General features: G+C 71.6%; 20 protein-coding genes. 9 read left to right on the forward strand and 11 right to left on the reverse strand.

The genetic code is table 11. The annotated features are described in order from the left end of the window. Nucleotides 1-61 precede the first annotated feature (61 nt). From DEJ27_RS14255 to DEJ27_RS14265, 3 genes are all read left to right on the forward strand, one after another. The gene (locus DEJ27_RS14255) at nucleotides 62-1,468 is read left to right on the forward strand and encodes an APC family permease (RefSeq protein WP_110862261.1); all 1,407 of its coding nucleotides are present in this window, start codon (nucleotides 62-64) and stop codon (nucleotides 1,466-1,468) included. After that, complete coding sequence (locus DEJ27_RS14260; RefSeq protein ID WP_110862262.1) at nucleotides 1,465-2,394, forward strand: acetamidase/formamidase family protein; 930 nt, start codon at nucleotides 1,465-1,467, stop codon at nucleotides 2,392-2,394. The genes DEJ27_RS14255 and DEJ27_RS14260 overlap by 4 nt, the downstream gene beginning before the upstream one ends. A 79-nt stretch (nucleotides 2,395-2,473) precedes the next feature. Beyond that, nucleotides 2,474-3,241, forward strand: coding sequence for an SGNH/GDSL hydrolase family protein (locus tag DEJ27_RS14265; protein WP_258369953.1), 768 nt, complete (start codon nucleotides 2,474-2,476; stop codon nucleotides 3,239-3,241). A gap of 6 nt (nucleotides 3,242-3,247) precedes the next feature. Here DEJ27_RS14265 and DEJ27_RS14270 read toward each other — a convergent pair whose 3' ends face one another. The 3 genes from DEJ27_RS14270 to DEJ27_RS14280 form a co-directional block, all read right to left on the reverse strand. Then, nucleotides 3,248-3,739, reverse strand: a complete 492-nt coding sequence (locus DEJ27_RS14270) for a GNAT family N-acetyltransferase (RefSeq protein WP_110862263.1) — start codon at nucleotides 3,737-3,739, stop codon at nucleotides 3,248-3,250. Nucleotides 3,740-3,743: 4 nt separating this feature from the next. Continuing rightward, the gene (locus DEJ27_RS14275; protein ID WP_220032959.1) at nucleotides 3,744-5,147 is read right to left on the reverse strand and encodes an LLM class flavin-dependent oxidoreductase; all 1,404 of its coding nucleotides are present in this window, start codon (nucleotides 5,145-5,147) and stop codon (nucleotides 3,744-3,746) included. Nucleotides 5,148-5,284: 137 nt separating this feature from the next. Then, nucleotides 5,285-5,653, reverse strand: a complete 369-nt coding sequence (locus DEJ27_RS14280) for a VOC family protein (RefSeq protein ID WP_110862264.1) — start codon at nucleotides 5,651-5,653, stop codon at nucleotides 5,285-5,287. A 62-nt stretch (nucleotides 5,654-5,715) separates the two neighbouring features. Between DEJ27_RS14280 and DEJ27_RS14285 the strand changes: the two genes are divergently transcribed. Then, on the forward strand, nucleotides 5,716-6,165 hold the full coding sequence (locus tag DEJ27_RS14285) for a MarR family winged helix-turn-helix transcriptional regulator (RefSeq protein ID WP_111091236.1): 450 nt from the start codon (nucleotides 5,716-5,718) through the stop codon (nucleotides 6,163-6,165). Nucleotides 6,166-6,193: 28 nt separating this feature from the next. Beyond that, nucleotides 6,194-6,649: a GNAT family N-acetyltransferase gene (locus tag DEJ27_RS14290; RefSeq protein WP_111091237.1), complete on the forward strand. Its 456-nt coding sequence runs from the start codon at nucleotides 6,194-6,196 to the stop codon at nucleotides 6,647-6,649. Here DEJ27_RS14290 and DEJ27_RS14295 read toward each other — a convergent pair. After that, complete coding sequence (locus DEJ27_RS14295; protein ID WP_111091238.1) at nucleotides 6,603-7,178, reverse strand: TetR family transcriptional regulator; 576 nt, start codon at nucleotides 7,176-7,178, stop codon at nucleotides 6,603-6,605. The two genes, DEJ27_RS14290 and DEJ27_RS14295, sit on opposite strands and share 47 nt — an antisense overlap. A 95-nt stretch (nucleotides 7,179-7,273) precedes the next feature. Between DEJ27_RS14295 and DEJ27_RS14300 the strand changes: the two genes are divergently transcribed. The 3 genes from DEJ27_RS14300 (at nucleotide 7,274) to DEJ27_RS14310 (ending at nucleotide 9,984) form a co-directional block, all read left to right on the forward strand. Continuing rightward, nucleotides 7,274-8,326 carry a zinc-binding alcohol dehydrogenase family protein gene (locus tag DEJ27_RS14300; protein WP_111091239.1) on the forward strand — a complete coding sequence of 351 codons (1,053 nt, stop codon included), beginning with the start codon at nucleotides 7,274-7,276 and terminating at the stop codon, nucleotides 8,324-8,326. 18 nt (nucleotides 8,327-8,344) lie between these two features. After that, the gene (locus DEJ27_RS14305; RefSeq protein WP_111091240.1) at nucleotides 8,345-9,157 is read left to right on the forward strand and encodes a hypothetical protein; all 813 of its coding nucleotides are present in this window, start codon (nucleotides 8,345-8,347) and stop codon (nucleotides 9,155-9,157) included. A gap of 122 nt (nucleotides 9,158-9,279) precedes the next feature. Continuing rightward, complete coding sequence (locus DEJ27_RS14310; RefSeq protein ID WP_111091241.1) at nucleotides 9,280-9,984, forward strand: hypothetical protein; 705 nt, start codon at nucleotides 9,280-9,282, stop codon at nucleotides 9,982-9,984. A gap of 84 nt (nucleotides 9,985-10,068) precedes the next feature. Here DEJ27_RS14310 and sufU read toward each other — a convergent pair whose 3' ends face one another. From sufU to DEJ27_RS14340, 6 genes are all read right to left on the reverse strand, one after another. Then, nucleotides 10,069-10,518: a Fe-S cluster assembly sulfur transfer protein SufU gene (gene sufU, locus DEJ27_RS14315; RefSeq protein WP_071405057.1), complete on the reverse strand. Its 450-nt coding sequence runs from the start codon at nucleotides 10,516-10,518 to the stop codon at nucleotides 10,069-10,071. Continuing rightward, nucleotides 10,515-11,807, reverse strand: a complete 1,293-nt coding sequence (locus DEJ27_RS14320) for an aminotransferase class V-fold PLP-dependent enzyme (protein WP_110862271.1) — start codon at nucleotides 11,805-11,807, stop codon at nucleotides 10,515-10,517. Before DEJ27_RS14320 ends, sufU begins: the two co-directional genes overlap by 4 nt. A gap of 135 nt (nucleotides 11,808-11,942) precedes the next feature. Then, nucleotides 11,943-12,155 carry an antitoxin gene (locus DEJ27_RS14325; protein WP_110862272.1) on the reverse strand — a complete coding sequence of 71 codons (213 nt, stop codon included), beginning with the start codon at nucleotides 12,153-12,155 and terminating at the stop codon, nucleotides 11,943-11,945. A gap of 95 nt (nucleotides 12,156-12,250) precedes the next feature. After that, nucleotides 12,251-13,534 carry a chloride channel protein gene (locus DEJ27_RS14330; protein WP_111091242.1) on the reverse strand — a complete coding sequence of 428 codons (1,284 nt, stop codon included), beginning with the start codon at nucleotides 13,532-13,534 and terminating at the stop codon, nucleotides 12,251-12,253. Nucleotides 13,535-13,634: 100 nt separating this feature from the next. Then, nucleotides 13,635-15,746, reverse strand: coding sequence for an alpha-galactosidase (locus DEJ27_RS14335; protein WP_111091243.1), 2,112 nt, complete (start codon nucleotides 15,744-15,746; stop codon nucleotides 13,635-13,637). 153 nt (nucleotides 15,747-15,899) lie between these two features. Next, nucleotides 15,900-16,883, reverse strand: coding sequence for a magnesium and cobalt transport protein CorA (locus tag DEJ27_RS14340; RefSeq protein ID WP_110862275.1), 984 nt, complete (start codon nucleotides 16,881-16,883; stop codon nucleotides 15,900-15,902). Between the two features lie 153 nt (nucleotides 16,884-17,036). Here DEJ27_RS14340 and DEJ27_RS14345 point away from each other — a divergent pair, with 153 nt between their 5' ends. Next, nucleotides 17,037-17,846: a tryptophan-rich sensory protein gene (locus DEJ27_RS14345; RefSeq protein WP_111091244.1), complete on the forward strand. Its 810-nt coding sequence runs from the start codon at nucleotides 17,037-17,039 to the stop codon at nucleotides 17,844-17,846. A gap of 106 nt (nucleotides 17,847-17,952) precedes the next feature. On the opposite strand, the gene ald is transcribed toward DEJ27_RS14345, so the two are convergent. After that, complete coding sequence (gene ald / locus DEJ27_RS14350) at nucleotides 17,953-19,062, reverse strand: alanine dehydrogenase (protein WP_111091277.1); 1,110 nt, start codon at nucleotides 19,060-19,062, stop codon at nucleotides 17,953-17,955. Between the last annotated feature and the right edge of the window lie 76 nt (nucleotides 19,063-19,138).

Genomic DNA, 19,138 nt, shown 5'->3' on the forward strand with positions numbered 1-19,138 from the left:
TCGGAGATGTGTATAAGAGACAGCCCCTGCACCCGTCCCTCCACCCGAAACGGAACCCGACATGTCGCAGCAGCACAGTGAGCTCTCCGCACAGCAGCAGCTCGAGGCCTACGGCTACAAGCAGGAGCTCAAGCGCTCCGTCTCCACCACCGACCTGCTCATCTACGGCCTGGTCTTCATGGTCCCGATCGCCCCGTGGGCGATCTTCGGGACCGTCTACAACGCCTCCAGCGGCATGGTGCCGCTGGTGTACCTCGTCGGCCTCGTCGCGATGATCTTCACCGCCCTGGCCTACGCGCAGATGGCGAAGTCGATCCCCCTCGCCGGCAGCGTGTTCTCGTACGTCGGCCGCGGCATCCACCCCACCGCCGGGTTCTTCGCCGGCTGGGCGATCCTGCTCGACTACCTGCTCGTCCCGACGCTGCTCTACGTGTTCGCCGCGGAGAGCATGGTCGGCATCTTCCCGGGCACGCCCCGCTGGCTGTGGGCGCTCGTGTTCGTCGCGATCAACACCGTCATCAACCTGGCGGGGGTGTCCTCGCTCAAGCTCGCGAACCGCATCTTCCTGCTCATCGAGCTCGTCTTCGTCGCGATCTTCGTCGTCATCGCGATCGTCGCACTGACCGGCGGCACGATCCCCGACGCGTCCTTCGGCACCGAGCAGATCTGGGACCCGGCCAAGGTGTCGGCGCCGCTCATCGCCTCGGCCCTGTCGATCGCGGTGCTGAGCTTCCTGGGCTTCGACGGCATCTCGACGCTGTCCGAGGAGTCCACCGGCCGTCGTGGCGGAGCCGGCACGGCGATGATCCTGGCGCTCGTCATCGTGGCGTTCCTGTTCATCCTGCAGACCTGGCTCGCATCCGCCCTGGCCGCGGGGCGGGACTCGTTCTCGGACAGCGAGGCCGGCAACGCCTTCTTCACCATCGTCGAGCAGGCCTCGTCGAGCGGCTGGGCGACCGCGTTCTTCGCCGTCAACGTGCTCGCCGTCGGCATCGCGAACGCCATGGCCGCACAGGCCGCGACGAGCCGTCTGCTCTTCTCGATGAGCCGCGACCGTCAGCTGCCCGCGTTCCTGCACAAGCTCAACGGGCGCCAGGTGCCGCAGAACGCGATCATCGTCGTCTCGGTGCTCTCCGCGATCCTGGTGCTGTTCTTCGTCGGGCAGATCGACACGATCTCGTCGCTCGTGAACTTCGGCGCGCTGTTCGGCTTCATGCTCCTGCACGTGTCCGTCTTCGTGCACCACGTCGTCAAGGGGAAGTCGCGCAACTGGCTGCTGCACCTGGTCGTGCCGCTGGTCGGGTTCCTGATCATCGGGTACGTCCTGCTGAACGCCGCGGTCGAGGCGAAGGTCGGCGGGGTCATCTGGCTGATCGTCGGCGCGGCCGTGTTCCTGTACTACCGACGCACCGGCCGTTCCACCGAGGTCGGCTCCGAAGCAGAACCGACGACGGAGGACGCACGATGACCCCGGACCACTTCCTGCCGAACACCCTCGGCCGCCCCGGGTTCTCGGCCGACCGGGAGCCCGTGCTGCGGGTCCGCCCCGGCACCGGCGAGACCATCGGCTTCGAGACCACCGACGCCGTCTACGCCGAACTCGACCAGCACCACGACATGGCGCAGCTGCAGGCGCCGATCAACCCGGTGACCGGCCCGGTGTTCGTCGAGGGGGCAGAACCCGGCGACACCCTCGTGGTGACCATTCACGCCATCGAGCTGACCACGCACGGCTGGTCGGTGTCCCTGCCCGGCTCCGGGGCCCTGCAGCACGTGATGGGCGACCGGGTCTTCGCCCGCCGCTGCCCGATCTCGGACGGCACGGTGCAGGTGTCCGAGCGGCACCGGTTCCCCGTCCGGCCGATGATCGGGTGCATCGGGACGGCCCCTGCCGAGGGTGAGAACTCGACGATCATGCCAGCCTACCCGGAGGGCGGCAACATGGACGTCACCGAGGCCCGCCCCGGCTCGAGCGTGTCCCTGCCCGTCCGGGTCCCCGGTGCGCTGCTGTCGATCGGCGACATCCACGCGCTCATGGCCGAGGGCGAGTCGTCGTTCGTCGCCATCGAGGCCCAGGGCACCGCGATCGTCTCCGTCGACCTGGTGAAGGGCGGCCCGGTGCTCCGCGCACCCCGCATCGAGACCGCCGACGACTGGCTGTTCGTCGGCCTCGGCGACCCCGTGCAGGAGAGCGTCCGGCGCGGGTACGAGGACGCCTTCGCGTTCCTCGTCGACGAGCACGGCTGGACCGCCGAGGACGCCTACGCGGTGCTCAGCGCAGTCGGTGACTCGAAGCTCGGCGGGCCGACCGGCTCCACCGCCCCGGACCCGCTGCACCCCTTCGCCGCCGTCGGCGCGGTCACCCTGCACCGGGTGCCGAAGGCGGTGCTGTGAGGGTTCGCTGGGGGTGACGAGCCCTTCGTGAGCACGGAGTGCCGGGAACCTGCACAGGCGTGTGCACGATGATGGGCGCATGCACGACACCATCCGCTACGTCGCGATCGGCGACAGCTTCTCGGAGGGCATCGGCGACGCCGGACCCGCTCCGTTCCCCGGCTGGACCGGACGACTCGCGAGCGCGATGGCGGGAGCCTCGGACGCCGACGTCTCGTACGCGAACCTCGCGGTGCGCGGCCGACTGCTCGCCGGGGTCCTCGACGGCCAGCTCGGGGCCGCACTCGCGCTCGACCCGGCGCCGACCCTGATCACCTTCTGCGCCGGCGGGAACGACCTGCTGCGCCCGCGCTTCGACGTGGACGCGCTCATCGGGCAGGTCGAGGCAGCCGCCGACCGCGTCGAGGCCACCGGGGCACGCCTGGCGCTCCTCAGCCCGGCCGACCCGAGCGCCCGCCTGCCCCTCGGCTCCCTCATCAACCGCCGCGGTGACGCCTGGGCCGAAGCGCTCGGCACGCTCGCCCGACGCCGCGGCCTGCCGTTCGTCGACGTCTCGCGCGACCCGCACCTCGGCCGTGCGGAGTTCTGGTCGGACGACCGGCTGCACATGAACGCCACCGGGCACCAGCGCGTCGCGGACCTGGCGCTGCACGCGGTCCTCGACGGCCCCGCGCCGGTCGAGCCCGCGGACGCCGGTGCCGCCCGGGCCCGCCTGGGCGAGGAACTCCGCTACTACCGCGAGTACGTCCTGCCGTGGGTGCAGCGTCGGATCACCCGCACGTCGTCGGGCGACGGGCGCTCGGCGACCCACCCCACGTGGACGCCGGTGCGCAGGCAGGACGCGTAGCCAGCGTCAGCCCGCGACGTACACGCGGGTGGTGACCCCGCTCAGCGCGTGCGCGAACTCGTCGCCCGTCGCCACGAAGCCGCCCGCCTCGTACAGCCGCACCGCCCGGTCGTTGTCGCCGAGCACGTGCAGCACGACGCGTGGGTGCCCGGCAGCACGGGCATCGTGCACCGCCTCGGACAGCAGCGACCGTCCGACCCCGCGGGCCTGCACCCCTGGGCGCACCGCGAGCAACGACAGGTAGGCGGCGTCCGCCGGGTCCGTCGACCGCCCGGTGCCGGGCGCCGTCACGAGCACGAAGCCGTCGACCGCACCGTCCGGGCCGGGAGCCACCAACCAGGCGACGTGCTCCGCGGCGAACTTCTGCCGCGCACGCTCCCGCACCGCCGGGTCCTCGGCGGCGCCGTCACGGGCGGCCACGGCCGCGGCCCACAGGTCGATGCAGGTGTCGGTCTCGTCCGGGGTCGCAGGACGCACGACCACGGACGACTCGATCACCCGATCAGCCTACGACCGCCCGGCTCCCGATCCTGAACGACGCCCCACGGTGCTCGTCGGGCAGCCGGTCCCCGCGGCCGTGCAGCTTCTGGCGGAGCGACCCCGACCCGTACTCCTCCGGGTAGGCCCCACGGGCACGGAGCTCCGGGATCACGAACTCGATGACGTCCTCCCACGTGCCCGGGGTCACCGCGTACGCCAGGTTGAAGCCGTCGACGTCGGTCAGCTCCTGGATCTCCTGCAGCCGGTCGGCGATGGTCGCTCCCCCGCCGACCGCCACCGGGCCGAGTCCACCGATCGCCGTCTGCCGCGCCAGGTCACGGATCGTCCACTTCGACCCGTCCTCCCCCGTCGCCGCCGCGATGTTCGCCGCCGCCGACTGGATCGCGTTCGACTCGACGTCACCGAGGGGCTGGTCCGGGTCCCACTGCGACAGGTCGACCCCCATCCAGCCGGAGTTGAGCACCAGCGCACCGAGCTCCGACGCGTACGACAGGTAGTCCTCGTACTTCGCCTGGGCCAGCTCGTCGGTGGCGTCCGTGATCACGGTGAGCAGCGTGTAGACGCGGGCGGCGTACCGGTCGCGACCAGCTGCCTCCAGGGCGTCCCGGACCTTCGCGACGGTCGACGCGAGCTGCTCGACGGTCGGTGCGCCCACGAAGACCGCTTCCGCGTTCTCCGCGGCGAAGCGGATGCCGCGCGGCGACGCGCCCGCCTGGTAGATGACGGGCGTGCGCTGCACGGACGGCTCGGACAGGTGGATGCCCGGCACGTCGAAGTGCGTGCCGTGGTGCTCGATCGGGTGCACCTTCGCCGGGTCCGTGAAGACCCCCGCTTCGCGGTCGGCGACGACGGCGTCGTCCTCCCACGAGCCCTCCCACAGCTTGTAGAGGACCTCGAGGTACTCGTCCGCCACGTCGTACCGGTCGTCGTGTGACAGCTGGTCGGTCTGGCCCATGTTCCGCGCGGCACTCGGCAGGTACCCGGTGACGACGTTCCAGCCGACCCGGCCCTTGGTCAGGTGGTCGAGCGTCGACATGCGTCGGGCGAACGGGTACGGGTGCTCGTACGCGGTGCCCGCCGTGATGCCGAAGCCCAGGTGCTCCGTCACCGACGCCATCGCCGACACGAGCAGGATCGGGTCGTTCACGGGCACCTGCGACCCGGTGCGGAGCGCAGCCTCGTTCGAGCCGCCGTACACGTCGTACGTGCCCAGGACGTCGGCGATGAAGATGCCGTCGAACGCACCCCGCTCGAGCGTCTTCGCCAGGTCCGTCCAGTAGGTCAGATCGCGGTAGTCCCGCGACCGGTCACGCGGGTGCCGCCACAGCCCGGAGGACTGGTGCGCGACGCAGTTCATGTCGAACGCGTTGAAGCGGATCTGCCGGTGCTCGCTGCTGGTGGTCACGGGTCGAGACGCTACGTCGGACACCCCGGACCGTCACGGATCGTGACGAAGCGTGACGGTCGGCTCCGGCATCGGCCTGGAGGCCCGCCCCGCGCCCGGCGCGCCGCCCGCGCCGGGCGCGTGGCTCGTTCCAGGGCTCAGGCGCGGTCGTGGAGCGTGACGTGGTAACCGTCGGGGTCGGCGAACGTGAACGTCCGACCGAAGGGACCGTCGATCGGCGCCGAGACGATGCGGTGCCCGTCGGCGACCAGCGCGTCGTGGATCGCCTGCACGTCCGTCGCGTGCAGCCAGATCGCGACGCCGAGGCCGGGCTGCGCCACCGCGTCGAGGTCCGTGCCGGGTACCAGGTCGCGCAGGGCGAAGGCGATCGGCGTGGTCTCGAACACGACGGCGTGCGGCGGGCCGGCCTGCGAGCGGACGAGGCCGAGGTACCGCTCGTAGAACGCCTGTGAGGCATCGAGGTCGCGGGTCTGCAGTGAGATGAAGTCGGGGCCGGTGACGGGCATTGGTGCACTCCTTGATCTTTGTGTCAGTTTTCTGACACACGAACCTATGTCAGACTACTGACATGCGTCAAGACGACACCGGCATCGACCTCGAGACGTCGATCGGCTACCTGCTCAAGGAGACCGCCAGCGCCCTCCGTGCGTCGATGGAGGCCGTGCTGCGCCCGCTCGGCATGACGGTGACGCACTACTCCTGCCTCGAACTGCTCGCACAGCGCCCCGGCCTGTCGAACTCCGAACTCGCGCGGGGCACCTTCGTCACCCGGCAGTCGATGAACGTGTTGCTGCAGACCCTGGAGCGGGACGGTTTCGTCACCCGCGCCACCGAGCCGTCGGTCGGCAAGGCGCTCCCCACGCAGCTCACCGACAGCGGGCGTCGGAGCCTGGCGCAGGCGAGTGCGGCGATCCGCGGTGTCGAACAGCGGATGCTCGCCGATCTGACCACCGACCAGCAGACCGAGGCCCGCCAGATCCTGCGGAGCATGGTCGCATCGCTCCGTAGTGAGACCTGAGCGCTCGCGGTGTTCGTAGGCTGGGCGGATGGACGTCGCTCTGCGGGACAGCACCCCCGAGGACCTCGAGTGGCTCGTCGAGCTCCGGGCCGTGGTGCTGCGCGACGACCTGACGCGGCTCGGGGTGTTCGACGAGCTGCGCGTCCGACAGCGGCTCCGCGACGCCTTCCGGCCGCGGCTGACCCGCATCGTCGTGGTCGACGGCCGCGACGTCGGATCGATCACCGTGCGGGTCGAGGACGACGTCCGCTGGGTCGAGCACTTCTACCTCGCGCCCGAGGTCCAGGGCCGTGGAGTCGGGTCGACCGTGCTGCACGCCGTCCTCGACGAGCCCCACGACGGCCCGACGCGGCTCAACGTGCTGGTGGGCAGCCCCGCCCGTCGACTCTACGAACGACACGGCTTCGTGCTCGACACCGATGACGGCGTCGACGTCTTCATGACGCTGCGCGCGGCCGATCGAGCACCCCACGAAGTGCACTGAGCTGCTCGTCGACGACGTCGGCCATCCGGCGCTCGGCCGGTCCGGTGACCCAGGCCTCGAGGGCCAGGTGGAACAGCATCACGCACGTCTCGGCGATCACCGCCGCCTCGGACGGATCGAGCCCGCGAGCGACGAAGGCCTCGCGCGCCGCGTCCGTCAGGTCGGCACGCTTCCGGGCGTCGCGCTCCCGGAGTGACGGCTCGGACAGCACCACCCGCCGCACCGCACCGACCTCGTCGTGACGCCCCTCGAACCGCTCGTCGGCGACCTGCCGGAGGCCGTGCACGACGATGTCGAGCGGGTTGATCCCGGCCGGCGCTCCCTCGATGGCGGCCCGGGCGAGGTCGGGGATCTCGTCGCCGGCGAAGATCACCTCGCGCTTGTCGGCGAAGTACCGGAAGAAGGTGCGGGTCGTCAGGCCGGCCCGTGCGGTGATCTGCGGCACGGTCGTCGCCTGGTAGCCCTGCTCGGCGAAGAGCTCGAACGCCGCTCGTTCGAGTCGCCCTCGGGCATCCGGAGACCAACGCATGGGGCAAGACTACTGGTGATGACACGTCGTGTCATGATTGACTGGGTGATGACACGCCGTGTCATGATCCACTTCGAGCAAGAGATCGGGACACCATGTCGTCATCGGGCAACGCAGCACTCTGGACCACGTCGACCGGGCGGTTCGCCGTCGGGCCCGCCACGGCCCCCCAGCCCGGCCCCGGCGAACTCGTCGTCCGCGCCGAGGCCGTCGCCGTCAACCCGGTCGACGCCGTCGGCGGGCTCTTCCGGCACCTGGTGTACCCGAAGCTGCGGTTCCCCGCGGTCCTCGGCTCGGACGTCGCCGGCACCGTGATCGCGATCGGGCCCGGCGTCGAGCGGTTCCGTGTGGGCGACCGGGTCGTCGGGCACGCGGCGGGGCAGGAGCAGCACCGGAACAGCGCTGCCGAAGGCGCCTTCCAGCACCAGGTCCTGCTGCTCGAACGCGTGACGACCTCGGTGCCGGATGATCTGCCGGCCGAGCAGGCAGCGGTCCTGCCACTCGCCGTCTCGACCGCCGCCGCAGGCCTGTTCGAGCCGGACCAACTCGCGCTGTCGCTCCCGACCGCAGACACCGCCGAGCGCAACGGGGTCGTCCTGGTGTGGGGCGCGTCCACGAGCGTCGGCGCCAACGCCGTCCAGCTCGCCCGGGCCGCCGGGTACGCCGTGATCGGCACCGCATCGCCGAAGAACCATGGGTTCGTGCAGGACCTCGGGGCCGAAGCCGTGTTCGACTACCGCGACGACGGTGCCGCACGCCGCATCCTCGAGACACTCGCCGACCGGGAGCTCGCCGGCACCATCGCCTTCGGCCAGGGCTCGCTGACCCGCACGCTCCCGATCGTCCGGGCAGCCACCGGCTCCGGCCGACTCGCATCGGCCTACCCGACGCCGGTGACGACGATCCGTGCACGTCTCGAGCGTCGACGCGGGGTCAACATCACCGCGATCTGGGGTGGCCGTCCGACTGAGTCCGAGGTCGGCCCCGCGATCTACCGCGACTTCCTGCCCGAGGCGCTCCGCACCGGTCGGTACCGAGCGACGCCGACCGCATCCGTCGTCGGATCGGGACTCGCCGCGATCCCGGACGCCCTCGCTGAGCTCCGCGCGGGTGTCTCCGCCCGGAAGCTCGTCGTCACGCTCCCCTGACCCGGTAGCGTCAGCGACGTGACCGGTTCCGACGAGCAAGACGACGAGACGTTCGAGATCATGATGTCGGGCGGTGCCACGCCGCGGGGGCACCTGCAGGACCCGAGCGCCGTAACGCTGCACCTGGACCCGCGGCTCCTCGGCGACACCGCCAGGGGCAAGGAGATGTTCGCCCTGGCGATCGACCAGCAGCACACCGCACTGTCCGACTACGCCTCCGCCATCGAGGCCGCCGACGGCGACGTGACCGCTCCGAGGGTGCAGGACGCCGCGACCGCACTGCACCAGGCGCTCCAGTTCCTGCCGATCGCCCACACCGCGTACACGGGTGTCGGCTTCCCCACGGCCCGCGTCGGGGACGTCTCCCGCCCGAGCTCGCTGCGACCGGAACGCGGCGAGCGCGCCCTCGGCGTCCACCCGGACATGCTGACGGCGATCCACGGTGACGCATCGCAGCGCTGGGAGCTCGCGTGCGAAGAGGACCTCCCCCTCGCCGTCGAGATCACCCTGGCGACCGATCCGGACGAGAACGTGCGGTCCGTCTTCCTTATGGCGACGAGGTCACGAACCGTCGTCCTGCTCATGGAACAGCGAGAGACCGACCCGGGCGTCCTCGAACAGCTCGCCCAGCAGGGCTACGCGAGCCCCGAACGGAAGTTCCCCCTGCCGCTCGCCGATCTCGTTCCCCGAGAGCTGGACGGCCTCTACGAACTCCTCGGTCTCGACGACCAGGCCGTCGCGCTCGCGAAGTCCCGCTGGGCACGGGCGCAGGAACGCGACGAGCGCATCACCGTCGGCGACGCGCTCCGCGAGATCGGCGTCATCGCCTGATCGTTACTCCGTAGCGAGCGACTTCGCATACCAGCGGTCCGAGTACGCCTCGCGCCCCTCGCCGCCACGCGACGTCCGTCAGGATCGCCGGGACGACGACACTGCAAGGTGAAGGGAGAATCATGACCACGCTCCGCTCCACCATCCTCACCGTCGGCATCGCCACGCTCCTCATCGGGGCGGCTGGCTGCGCGACAGCGTCCGGGCCGAGCGCTCCGAGCGCCACGCAGACGAGTGCGACGGCCGCCACCACGCCGACGGCGACTCCGAAATCGACCCCGACCCCGACCCCGACTTCATCCAGCCCGAGCGGCCCCTCGAGCTGGGTCTTCGGCGACGCGTCCTTCGGTCCCGTCCAGCTCGGTGCCACGGACGCCAGCACGGTGCTGCCGGCTGCCGGCTTCTCGCGGCAGCCGTCGAGCGGCTGCCCGACGTTCTGGGAGTGGCAGTCCGCCGACCTGTCCACCCCCAGCGGGTCCGGGTACCGGATCCTGGTCACGTCCGACGACTCCGGACCCGGCGTGCGCTACATCAGCGTTGCGGGACAGGCAACCGACCCCGGAGCGTTCTCGTCGCCCGTGCTGACGTCCACGGGCATCGCGCTCGGTTCCACCGCAGACGACGTGCGCGCGGCGTACCCCGGGCTCGAGAAGACGATCGACACGTGGGAGCCACCGATCGGCGGCTACCGCGAGTACGTGGCACCGACCACGGATGGCCACTGGCTGCACTTCGACACCACGGGTGGCGCTTCCGGCGCTGAGGACATCGTGACGACGATCGTCATCAACGACACGAAGGCGGCAACGCAGGACGTCTGCCGCTGACCGTGCTGCGGACGGGAGGCGCGGGGCGGGCCCGCAACGGGCCTCCCGACTGTCCGGTGCTCGCGATCGCGAGCCGCACACGGGTCAGCGGGACGCGGTCGCCTCGCGCGCGGCGGCTTCCGCCGCGACCCACGCGAGCATGCCGCACTTGACGCGCATGACGAACTTGGAGACGCCGTGGAAGGCGACGAGGTCCTCGAGGACGTCCTCGTCGGGCTCACCGACGCCGCGCGAGCGCATCATGGTGCGGAACTCCTCGGTCAGCGCGAGGAACTCGGGCACGGTGCGGCCGACGGCCATGTCGGTGAGGACGGACGCCGAGGCCATCGAGATCGAGCAGCCGTCGCCCTGCCAGGCGAGCCCGGCGATGCGGTCGGTGCCGGGTTCGAGCCGCAGGCTGACCGTGATCTCGTCGCCGCACGTGGGGTTCCGCTCGAAGTGCGAGGCATCCGCGTCGGGCATCGCGCCGTCGCCGTGACGCGCCTTCGCGTGGTCGAGGATGACCTGCTGGTACAGGCTGTCGAGGGCGTTCACGCGGTGGCTCCGAAGTAGTCGCGGACCTCGGCGACGGCTGCGAGGAACCGGTCGACGTCGTGCTCGGTCGTGTAGACGTACGTGCTCGCACGGCTCGTGGCGACGAGACCGAGGCGGCGGTGCAGGGGCTGGGCGCAGTGGTGGCCGGAACGCACCGCGATGCCCTGCGCGTCGAGGTACTGCGAGACGTCGTGGGCGTGCACCCCGTCGACGTCGAACGACACCAGACCGGAGCGTGGGACGCCGGCGGGCGGGCCGACCACCCGGATGCCGGGCACGGCGGCGAGACCGTCGAGCATCCGGCGGGCCAGGTGTTCCTCGTGGGCGCGGACGCGTTCCATGCCGATGCCCTGCAGGTACCGGACGGCCTCGGCGAGGGCGACGGTCTGCGACACCGGCTGCGTGCCGGCCTCGAACCGCTCGGGCGCCGGCATGAACTCGGAGCCCTCCATCGTCACGGTGGTGATCATCGAGCCACCGGTCCGGAACGGCGGCAGGGCGTCGAGCAGCTCGGCACGGCCCCAGAGCACGCCGATGCCGTTCGGGCCGAGCATCTTGTGCCCGGAGAACGCGGCGAAGTCGACCCCGAGCTGCTGCACGTCGAGGGGACGGTGCGGTGCGGACTGGCAGGCGTCGAGCACGACGAGGGCGCCGCGGGCGTGGGCGAGGCCGACGACCTGCTCGACGGGGGCGATCATCCCGGTGACGTTCGAGACGTGCGAGAACGCGACGACCTTCGTGCGGTCCGTGATCAGCGCCGCGGCGTCGTCGGCGGTCCAGGTGCCGTCGTCGGCGACCGGGATCCAGCGCAGGGTGGCACCGGTGAGCGCGGCGAGCTCCTGCCACGGCACGAGGTTGGCGTGGTGTTCGGCCTCGGTCACGAGGATCTCGTCACCGACGCCCAGGCGGAAGCGCTCGGCTTGGGCACCGCCGCGGCCACGGCTGGCGTTGGCCATGCCGTACGCGACGAGGTTGAGCGCGTCGGTGGCGTTCGCGGTCCACACGACCTCGGTCGGGGCGGCGGCGCCGATGAAGCCGGCGACGGTGGCGCGGGCGTCCTCGTAGGCGTCGGTACTGAGCGCCGCGAGCGTGTGGGCCCCGCGGTGGACGGCGGCGTTGTCGTGTTCGAGGAACCGGCGCTCGGCGTCGAGGACCTGGCGCGGGCGTTCAGCCGTCGCCCCGGAGTCCAGGTACGCCAACGGCTGCCCGTTCACGTCCTGCGCGAGGATCGGGAAGTCCCGCTTGATCGCCTCGACCTCGGTCTCGGTGAGCGGCTGGTTCGGCGCCACGACTGTCACGTCTCGTCCTCCTGGTGCTGCTGTCCGGAGCAACCCGTCCATGGTGTCCGTTGTTCCCGACCACGTCCAGTCGGCACCGCGACGGCCCAGGACAACGCCGGGTCCTGGGCCGTTGCACGTCGGTCGCTACTCGTTGCCGAGCTTCTTGTCCGCAGCGTCGCGGGCACCGTCGATCTTGTCGTCGTACTTGCCGCCCGTGGCCTTCTTGACCGCGTCGGCCACGCCGCCGAGCACCTTGTCGCTGACGCCCTCGGCCTTCTCGCTCTGCAGGGCGTCCCGGACCTTGCCGTCCTTCAGGAACTCCTGGGCCTTCTTCGTGATGTCGTCGAACCCCGCCATCGGCTGCTCCTCGTCTCGGTGCGGAGCCCGTCGCTCCGTCCTGGCGCCGACAGTAGGCCGCCGGGCAGCCATCCGTACCGGGATGTTCGGGGTCCTCACACCATCTGTGCGCTGCGACGGCGGGCGAGCACGTACCCGACGGCGACCGCGCCGGACACCGCGAGCAGCGAGGGCACGAGGATGTCGGTGCCCTGCTGGGTGAACTCGACGACGAGCACCAGGGCGGTGAACGGTGCCCGCATGGTGGTGGCGAGGAAGGCCGCCGCACCGACGAACGCGAAGGCCGCCAGGCTCGGACCGTCGGCCGGCCACAGCAGCAGCCATGCTCCGCCCAGGCCACCGCCGATCGCCGACCCGATCGCGATCGAGGGCGTCAGGGTGCCGCCGACCGCACCCGCGCCGATGGTGGCCGAGGTGGTCACGGTCCGCAGGACGCCGAGCAGCAGCAGGAGGACGATCGGCGACAGGCTGGCGAACGAGGCGTCGTCGAGCGTGCTGTTCATCGCGACGAGGCCGAGGGCCCGGCCGTTGCCGAGGATCTCCGGGAACGGGATCGCGATGAGCCCGACCATCGCGAAGACCACGGGCAGCACGACGAGCAGGTGCCAGCCCTTCGGGGCGATGCCCTGCAGCCGGTTGGTCAGCTTGACGAACCCGACCCCGGCGAGCCCCAGCACCGGCCCCACGACGACCGCCCAGACGAGCAGCGACGGCGACAGGTGCATCGCGGGCACGTGGTACAGCACCTCGTCCGGGATCACGAGCCGGGCGGTGATGGCGGCGACGGCACTCGTGGCGAAGGCGGGCAGGGCGGTCGTTAAGCTGATCTCGCCGAGCAGGACCTCGACCGCGAACAGCGCACCACCGAGGGGCACGTCGTACACGGCGGCGAGGCCGGCCGCGGCCCCGCAGGCGACGAGGATCTTCGTCTCGCGTGCGGTCAGCCCCGCACGACGGGTGACGAGTTGGGCCAGCCAGGCCCCGACCTCACGCGGCGCGACCTCTTTGCCGATGGACGCGCCGAGCCCCACGGCCAGGATCTGGACACCGGCGTTCGCGAGCGTCGCCAGGGCCGGCATCCGCTTGCCGTCGACGGCCGCGGTGACCGAGACGATCGAGCGCCCCCACCGACGGAGCGCCCACCAGGCGAACCCGGTCAGGACGCCGGCCGCCGTGAGCGCGAGGAACCGGTTCAGCCCGGACGATGCGTCGGCCGCCTCGAGGTGCCCGCCGAACCCGTAGCCGAAGGCGACGAACTGGATGAGCTGGAGCGCGAGCCAGACCGCGATGCCGGCGATGCCGCCGGAGACGCCCACCAGGGCGGTGACGACCGCGAGCTTGAGGGCCCAGACCGGGGTCGCGTGTCCGGAGTGCGGCATGACCGGAAGCCTAACGGGCTGCACGCACCCCATGACGGACGGCGACGGGGCCGCCGGACGCGGGGCGGGCCTCCAGGCCGGGCACCCCGACCACCCGTCGTCAGACGGCCGTCACCCGAAACGGCACCACGCAGTCGGCCGGCATGAGCGGCGGCTGCAGGCCGACGGTGCCGAGCACCCGTCCGCTGAACACCCGCGGGCCGGACCACCAGTCCGGTCGCACCAGGTCGTGGCCGTCGCCGATGACCACGGGGTCGACGCGGTACGCCGTGTCGGGGTCGAGGTCGCGGAAGGTGACCCGGCCGGTGCCGGAGACCTCGGAGCGGCCGATGCTGGCGAGGAAGAAGACGGCCTGCTGACGGTCCGGCGCGACCGTGCCGTACACGAGCCGCGCGTCGTCGACCTCGTCCGACCGCACCAGGTCACCGCCGTGCAGGAGCGGGCGGAGGTCGCGGTAGAGCGCGATCCACTCGGTGAGCGCGGCGGACTCGTCGGCGGTCGCGCGGGCCAGGTCCCACTCGATGCCGAGGTGGCCGACCAGGGCGGTGCCGGCACGGAAGGCGAGGTCGTGGACGCGACCGGTCGTGTGGTTCCGGCCGCTCGCGATGTGCGAGCCGAGCAGCTCCGGCGGCAGGAGCTGCTGCGTCCACCGGTGCATCTGCTGGCGCTCGAGCGGGTCGATGTCGTCGGACACCCACACCCGCGCGGTGTGCTCGATGACGCCGAGGTCGACCCGACCACCGCCGGACGAGCACGACTCGATCTCCAGCGACGGGAACCGCTCGCCGAGCGTCGCCATCAACCGGTACGCGGCGAGGGTCTGCTCGTGGACCGCTGCGCCGCCGCCCGGGAACCCCGCCTCGACGAGGTCGCGGTTGTGGTCCCACTTCACGGCGTCGACCGCGTACTCGCCGATGATCGAAGTCATCCGCTCGAGCACGTGGTCGAAGGCCTCGGGGATCGCCAGGTTGAGCACCTGCTGGTCGCGGGACCGGGCGGGCAGCCGGCCGTCGGCCTGCAGGATCCACTCCGGGTGGGCGCGGGCGAGGTCGCTGTCCTCGTTCACCATCTCGGGTTCGAACCACAGGCCGAACTCCATGCCGAGCGCACGGACGCGATCGACCAGGGGGCCGAGTCCGTCCGGCCAGACGTCCTCGTCGACGTACCAGTCACCGAGGCCGGCGTGGTCGTCGCGGCGGCCACGGAACCAGCCGTCGTCGAGCACGTACCGTTCGACGCCGAGGGCTGCGGCACGCTCGGCGAGGTCGACGAGGCGGGCCAGGTCGTGGTCGAAGTACACGGCCTCCCACACGTTGATCGTCATCGGGCGGGGCGTCGTCGGGTGCTGCGGGCGGCTGCGGAGCCAGCGGTGGAACCGTCGGGCCTGGTCGTCGAGGCCGTCACCGTGGGCGAAGTACACCCAAGGCCCCTCGTACGTGGCACCGGTGGCGAGCCGGACCTCGCCGGGCAGCAGGAGTTCACCGCCGCCGATGACCTGGCGGCCGGTGGCGAGCCGTTCGGCGTGGTGCCGGTGGTTCCCGCTCCAGGCGGTGTGGACGCCCCAGACCTGGCCGTGCGCGAAGCCGAAGCCCGGCTCCCCCACCGTCAGCACGGTCGCGGCGTCGGTGCCGGTGCGGCCCTTCCGCCCCTCGCGCTGGTGGGTCCCCACGACGAGTTCGCGGCGCTGCGGGGTCCGTTCCTTGCCCCAGCGGCCGGCGAAGTCCAGGATCTCGCGCGCCCGCGACGGGATCGGCATCGCGAGCGTCAGGTCGTCGACGGTGTAGACGCCGTCGGCGGTGTTCGTCACGCTCGCGCGGGCCCGCACGAGCCCGGAACCGAGCATCTCGATGGTCACCCGGACGGTGAGCCCGGCGACGGTGTCCTCGGCATCAGCGGTGACCGCGGTGTCGGTGACCGCCAGCGACGTCACGGTGAACGCCGGCGACCAGTCGGCCCCGTCACGGTGCCCGGCGAGTCCCGGACGACCACTCCAGCCCCGGTGCGGCTCGGGCAGCACCGACAGGCGGACCGGGTCGTCCATCTCGTTCGGTGCGACGGGCACGACGTCGGCGTCGGCGAGGGCCGTCAGCGCGTCGGTGTCGAGCGGTCCGAGTGCCGCTCCCCAGTGCACGACGGCGGGGAGCGCGTCGTCGCGGCAGTCCAGGACGAGCGAGACGCCACCGGCGGTCAGGTGGACGAGTTCGTGCGGCATGCGGGCTCCAGTCGGCGTCGTTGCACGTCAGAGCTTTCCGGTCCGGAGCCGTCCGCTGCAAATCCGGCGGCGGCGCGGCTCCGGTTGCGGCGCGGCTCAGGCTGCGGCGCGGCTCCGGCTGCGGCTGCGGCGCGGGTCCGGCTGCGGCGCGGCTCAGAACCAGCGCTTGACCTTGAACACCACGTACAGGATCGCGGCGAACAGGACCATCGCGACGATCGACAGCGGGTACCCCCACGTCCAGCCGAGTTCGGGCATGTGCGTGAAGTTCATCCCGTAGATCGCGGCGATGAGCGTCGGCGCGAACAGGATCGCCGCCCACCCGGAGATCTTCTTCGTGTCGTCGTTCTGCTTCTGCGCCGCCAGGGTGGAGTCGACGGTCAGGGCGTTCTGCAGCAGCTGCCGGAACGTGTCGAGGCGCTCCACCACCCGGATCGCGTGGTCGAGGACGTCGCGGAACCGCCGCTGCATCTCGATCGGCAGGTGGTACTTCTCGGCACCGCGGTGCAGGTTCTCGATGATGTGGATGAGGGGTCGGGCGGCGCGCTGGAAGTCGACGACCTCGCCGAACAGCTCGTACACGCGCCGGGACACCCCGGCCTCGCCCGAGAACAGCTGGTCCTCGATCTGGTTGATGTCCTCTTCGAGGCCGTCGATCACCGGCACGTAGCCGTCGACGATGGAGTCCATGAGCGCCCAGAGCTGCGCCTGCGGGCCGACGGTCACCAGCCCGGGCTTGCCGCTCAACCGCTGCAGCGCCCGGGGAACGGTCTGCTTGCCACGGGGGTCGGCCTTCACGACGGCGAGGAAGAAGGTCTCACCGACGAAGGCGTGCACCTCGCCGAACGCCACCTCTTCCTGCTGGTCGTTGTACAGCGCCGGCTTGAGCACCACGAACAGCGTCGAGCCGTAGCGCTCGAGCTTCGGTCGCTGGTGCCCCTCGGCGGAGTCCTCGACGGCGAGTTCGTGCAGGCCGAGGGCGACCGCGACGTCGCCGAGTTCCTGGGCGTCGGGCTGGTGCAGGACGATGCACGCGCTGGCGCCCTGCTCGTCGAGCATCCGGAAGGTGTCGTCGAGGGACGGACTCGCGATCGGGGCGATCCGGTCGATGTAGACGGTGTTCAGTTCGACGCTCACGCGACCACCGTACGCAGGGTGGCCGGTCTCCGGCCTGGAGGCCCGTGGCACGCCCGCCATGCGCCCAGCGTCCTGCCTGAACGCGCGCTGCACGACCGTCGGCGCGGGCCGCCTACCGTGCAGGTCATCAGCATGCTGACGAAAGGGACTGTCATGAAGAGGATCTGGAAGCGCATCGCGGTGGCCGTGAGCGCGGTCGTCGCCGTCATCGGCGCGTACGTCGGGTCGGGCGCTGCCGGTGGGACGCCCATCCAGGACGCCGCCGGTGGCGCACTGTCGGCGTCCTCCACCGCGATCGCCCCGGACGGCCCGGCCTTCTCGATCTGGAGTGTCGTCTACGCCGGGCTCATCGGCTACGCGGTGCTGCAGCTCTTCCGCACCGCGAACGACGAGCGGCACGAGCGCCTGGTGGTGCCGGCGGTGCTGTCCCTGCTGCTCAACGCCGCCTGGATCCTGTCGGTGCAGTTCGGGTTCCTGTGGGCGAGCGAGCCGATCATCGTCGCACTGCTCGTCGTGCTGATCTGGACGTTCACGATCCTGCGGCGCACCCCGTCCCGCGGCGTGGTGGAGGCGATCCTGACCGACGGCACCTTCGGGCTGTACCTCGGGTGGGTCTGCGTCGCGACGGCCGCCAACACCGCTGCGGTGCTGACGGCGGCGGGCTTCCGGGGCTTCGGACTCGGGCAGGACCCGTGGGGCGTGGTCGTCGCCGCGGTGGCCGGGCTCGTCGGGGTCCTCATCGCGCTGTGGGGTCGTGGACGTCTGGCGCCGATGGCCTCGCTCGCATGGGGTCTTGCGTGGGTCTCGGTCGCCCGGTTCGAGGGGCCGCTCGTCTCCGTGCCGACGGCGGTCGCGGCCATGGTGGCTGCGGCGGCCGTGGTCGTCGTGACGGTGGTGGTGCGTGCCCGCGTCGGCTGGGTCGGCGGGCGTGCCGGTCGGGCGGCGGCACCCGTGGCGGCCTGACACGGGTCCTCCTGCGCGTCGTTTCGCGCTGAGCGACACCTCACGCGGCCGTTGGCCCGTGAGGTGTCGCTCAGCGCGAAGACTCGTGCGGCAGCCGCCCGCGGCCTCAGCGCGGAGACTCGGCGGACGCCACCAGGCCGTGGGCGGCGGCCACCGCGGCGTTCGTGACCCGGCCGGCGTGCACGTTCAGGCCGGCGGCGAGCGCGGGGTCGGCCTCGAGCGCGGCCTCCCAGCCACAGTCGGCGATCGCGACGGCGTAGGGCAGCGTGGCGTTCGTCAGCGAGATCGTGCTCGTGCGCGGGACGGCGCCGGGCATGTTCGCCACGCAGTAGTACACGGTGTCGTGCACGGCGAACGTGGGGTCGTCGTGGGTGGTCGGGTGGGAGCCCTCGAAGCAGCCGCCCTGGTCGATCGCGATGTCGACGAGGACCGATCCGGGCCGCATGTCGGCGACCATCGCGTCGGTGACGAGCTTCGGCGCGGACGCCCCGGGGATCAGGACCGAACCGATCACCAGGTCGGCGTCGCGCAGTGCCTCGGCGATGGCGTGCGCCGACGAGCGCAGGGTCGTGAGGCGGCCGTCGAACCGGGCGTCCAGGGCCCGGAGCCGCGGCAGGCTGATGTCGAACACCGTGACGTCGGCACCCATGCCGAGCGCCATCGTGGCGGCGTGCTCTCCCGCGACGCCGCCGCCGATGACGACCACCCGGCCCTTCGGCGTGCCGGGGACGCCGCCGAGCAGCAGCCCGCGCCCACCGTTCGTGCGCATCAGGTGGAACGCGCCGACCTGGGCGGACAGTCGCCCGGCGACCTCGGACATCGGCGACAGCAGGGGCAGCGAGCGGTCCGGCAGCTGCACGGTCTCGTAGGCGATCGCCGTCGCGCCCGAGTCGATGAGCGCGTCGGTCAGCGGTCGGTCGGCGGCGAGGTGCAGGTAGGTGAAGAGCATCTGGCCCGGCCGGATCATCGGGTACTCCCACGCGACCGGCTCCTTCACCTTGAGGATCAGCTCGGCGCGCTCCCAGACCTCGGCCGCGGTGTCGACGATCGTGGCCCCGGCGGTGCGGTACTCGTCGTCGGTGAACGCCGAACCGGACCCGGCACCGGCCTGCACCAGCACCTGGTGGCCGTGCGACCCGAGCTCGGCGACGCCGGCCGGAGTGGCGGCGACGCGGTACTCGTTGTTCTTGATCTCGGTGGGGACGCCGATGCGCATGCTGACTCCTTCGTGGGCGGTGCGTTCGTCCCCACCATTGAGCACCGGATTCGCCCACAGCAGCACCGAGCCGAAC

The organism is Curtobacterium sp. MCPF17_018, from assembly GCF_003234135.1.
Taxonomy (GTDB): Bacteria; Actinomycetota; Actinomycetes; order Actinomycetales; family Microbacteriaceae; genus Curtobacterium; species Curtobacterium flaccumfaciens.